Annotated in this window: 2 protein-coding genes and 1 pseudogene; all 3 read left to right on the forward strand. The window is 34.0% G+C overall.

The window, feature by feature from the left end:
• Positions 1-857: 857 nt before the first annotated feature.
• The gene (locus RTP52_RS18935; protein ID WP_312102541.1) at positions 858-2,210 is read left to right on the forward strand and encodes an ABC transporter substrate-binding protein; all 1,353 of its coding nucleotides are present in this window, start codon (positions 858-860) and stop codon (positions 2,208-2,210) included.
• Positions 2,211-2,339: 129 nt separating this feature from the next.
• The gene (locus RTP52_RS18940; protein ID WP_312102543.1) at positions 2,340-3,257 is read left to right on the forward strand and encodes a carbohydrate ABC transporter permease; all 918 of its coding nucleotides are present in this window, start codon (positions 2,340-2,342) and stop codon (positions 3,255-3,257) included.
• A gap of 12 nt (positions 3,258-3,269) precedes the next feature.
• Positions 3,270-3,715, forward strand: a pseudogene (locus tag RTP52_RS18945) (carbohydrate ABC transporter permease); the annotation flags it as partial.

Here is a 3,715-nt window from a genome sequence, read left to right on the forward strand (position 1 = left end):
ATGTAGCTGATTGTTACTAATAGGTCGAGGGCTTAACCTAAAAGGTTTGTTTAAATAATTCAATGTGAAGTAGATAAACATCAGTAAAATACAGATGTTTATCTAAAAGTATAAAACAGAATAACTGTTAAAAGTAAGATGAAGGGTGAATAATTCACAACTTCATCTTTTTATTTTATAGAAATGTGGATAGAAGAACTATTTTTTACATAGAGCTGTGGATAACAGCTCTTTTTTATTCTTCAAAGGTTGCAAATTCATAAAACTAACATGTATATGTTTAATTAATATAAGCGTTGCTTTTATTCAATAATATATATACGTTTGCATTGGACAGATACTTAGAAGATTTGGAAAACGATTTTTTGCCTTTTAAAAAAGGAAAAACAGTATAAATTAAAATCTTTGTTCCGTTAGAACTTCATAATTTCATACTCCTAAAGCTGCTGTAAACGTTTAGCGGCTTGTGTAATGCGGACTAAACAGTATATTTAGTATAAAAATGTAATAGATAAAAGAAAGTCCTTATCAATGTTTAAGTAGATTGGTAAGGACTTTCTTTTTATACTATTCCTTATTTAAGTACTATATTGACATCACATATACTATATAGAAAAGAAACGACGACATCTTTCTTTGGTATAATTTTAAGATATTACTTAAAAAGCTGTCTTTCGTATAAGCAAAAGTTACAAAAATATAAAGTATTGGACACTTAAAGCAAATTTCAATAGGTCAATATTGTACGAAAATGATGAAAGTTAGCTAGATATTGTGCAATTTATACAGAATTATTGACTCGACAGAGCTTTTCTTTTATACTACGGATAACACTTAAAGAGAGAGGAGAAATGATTATGAAACTTAAAAAAGTCATGGCAACTTTGTTGGCAGCAAGTTTAGTGTTGGGGCTAACAGCTTGCGGTTCTGGCAAAAAGAATACTACAGTAGATAATAATTCTGGTACAAATAATTCAGAACAATCATCAGGTACAAAAAACGATGGAGCGAGCGGAGAAAAGATTAAACTTCGTATGGCATGGTGGGGATCACAAACTAGACATGATGCTACAGTTAAAGTAATTGAGCTGTATGAATCACAGAATCCTAACATTGATATTGAGTACGAATTTTTTGATTTCGATGGATACTTTACAAAGTTAAATACTTTAGTAGCATCGAACACTGTGTGGGATATCTTCCAGTTAGGAGGTAATTTCCCAACATATTTAGACAAAATCGTTCCACTCGATGAATACATAGCAAACGGTACTGTAGATACGTCTCATACGACGGACGCTTACCTATTAACAACTAAATATAAAGGCTCTCAGTTAGCACTATCCAGTGGTGTTAATTCCTATGGTATCGCATATGATCCAGCGTTATTTGCACAGGCTGGTGTAGCAGAACCGAAAGATAACTGGACATGGGGTGAATGGAAACAAGCTTGTTTGACTATTCATGAGAAGTTAGGAATATACGGAAGCTCTAAGCTAGATGATTTTATATCTGGTTGTAGCATGGGAATTTCTCAAGAGGATTATTCTTTAAACTTCTTTGCACCATCGAATGATAAGCTTGGATTTGATGATCCAAATATGTTAGTAGATTACTTAGCAATGAGAAAAGAATTAGTAGAAGCAGGAGCATATCCTGATCCAGGTGCAATTGCCGAAATTAAAGATATCGAGGGTGACTATTTAGTAACCGGCGACGCTGCTATGACATGGGTAGCTAGTAATCAGTTAAAATCATTAATGAAAGCGGCAGGTAGAGAATTAAAAATTGCCCCAGCTCCAAGAAAGAAAGCAGATGGACCATCAGGATCTGTAATTCAATCTTCACAAATGCTTTGTGTATCAAAAGATTCTAAGGTTCCTGAAGAAGCAGCGAAATTCATTAACTTCTTTATCAACAGTGTAGAAGCAAATGAAATTCTTCAAGGGGAACGTGGTATTCCAATTATGGATACTGTTCGAATGGCTTTACAATTAAACGCAGATGAGACTACAAACGCTATGTACAACTTTATTGATTTAATTGGTAGCTATAAAACTGGAGAGGAAGTTAATGTTATTAGTCCAGAGTGTAAGACAATTATTGAGGATCAATATAAATTGTTAGTTGAACAAGTTATTTATGGAGATAAGACACCAGAGGAAGCGGCAAAAGAAATTTATGACTTTGCGAGCAAACAATTTAAATAGTTAAGTAAGATTTACCATTGACCACGTGTGTTTGGCACATGAATAAAATGTTGTGTATTAGGACTCTTATTCTTTTTTGTGGAAATTACGAAGAAAGGTAAGGGTCCTTTTCGCAAGAAGGAGGATTCTATGGAGAAAAAGGAAAAGAAAAAATTAAGCTTTCATAAATTTCTTTACAATGATAATACAGTTGGATATACCTTTGCACTTCCGTTTATTATTGGTTTCCTTGGTTTTACCATCGTTCCTATGATTGTTTCCATGTACTATTCCTTTACGGACTATAACTTAATAAAACAGGAAAACTTTATAGGGCTTGATAATTATATCCGTTTATTTCAAGACGTTAGATTCTTGAAATCAGTTCGTGTTACGTTAAAATATGTATTCTTTAGTGTTCCACTTAAGTTGGCATTTGCCTTATTTATTGCTTATTTACTTACAAGAAAGAGCAAAGCTGTAACTTTTTATCGTTCTCTGTATTATATTCCTTCCCTCATTGGAGGAAGTATTGCAGTATCTTTAGTATGGAAAGAATTATTCTCTTCTAAGGGATTAGTTAACTCAATTTTGATGAATCTAGGACTTGAGAAAGTATCATGGTTTGGAGACCAAAAACTTGCAATGGTACCGTTGATATTAATGACAGTATGGCAATTTGGTTCTTCCATGATTATATTTGCTGCGGGGCTGAAAGAAATTCCTAGTACTTATTATGAAGCAGCGAAAATTGATGGTGCGAACAAAGGGCAATCCTTTGTAAAGATTACACTACCATGCCTTTCCCCTATTATCTTATATAATCTAGTTATGCAGACCATTTCAGCGTTCATGGCATTTACCCAAGCTTTTGTTATTACCAAGGGTGGACCAAACGACGCAACGAATTTCTACTCCCTATATGTATATAATCAGGCATTTAAATACTATGACATGGGATATGCAAGTGCAATGTCGTGGGTAATGTTAGTTGTGATGAGTTTAATTACCTTACTAATATTTAAGTCCTCGAAGCGTTGGGTATTTTCCGAAGCGGGACAGGATTAGAAGGGAGGAGCAATGATGGGTTTGAAATTTAGAAGACAAATTGGCAAAGTGCTGTACCATACATTTGTTCTTTGCTTTGGCTTTGTCATGGTATATCCTGTTTTGTGGATGATTACCGGTTCTTTAAAAAACAATGTTGAAATTTTAAATGGCTCTTTAAGTTTGATACCTCCAAACTGGAGATGGGAGAACTTTGCAAATGGATGGAAAGGATTTGGCGGAATAACCTTTGCTACCTTCTTTAAGAATTCCTTTATCGTTACCGTGATAGCAACGTTTGCTACCGTAGTAAGTTCTGCTTGTGTGGCATACTCCTTTGCAAGAATTAAGTATAGAGGAAGAAAAGTTCTATTTACTGCGATGTTATGTACGATGATGATACCGGGGCAAATCATCTTGATTCCACAGTATATCATCTATAATAAATTAGGAATGGTAGGTTCTATCATACCACTTGT

The organism is Lachnoclostridium sp., from assembly GCF_031997925.1.
Classification (GTDB): domain Bacteria; phylum Bacillota; class Clostridia; order Lachnospirales; family Lachnospiraceae; genus Lachnoclostridium.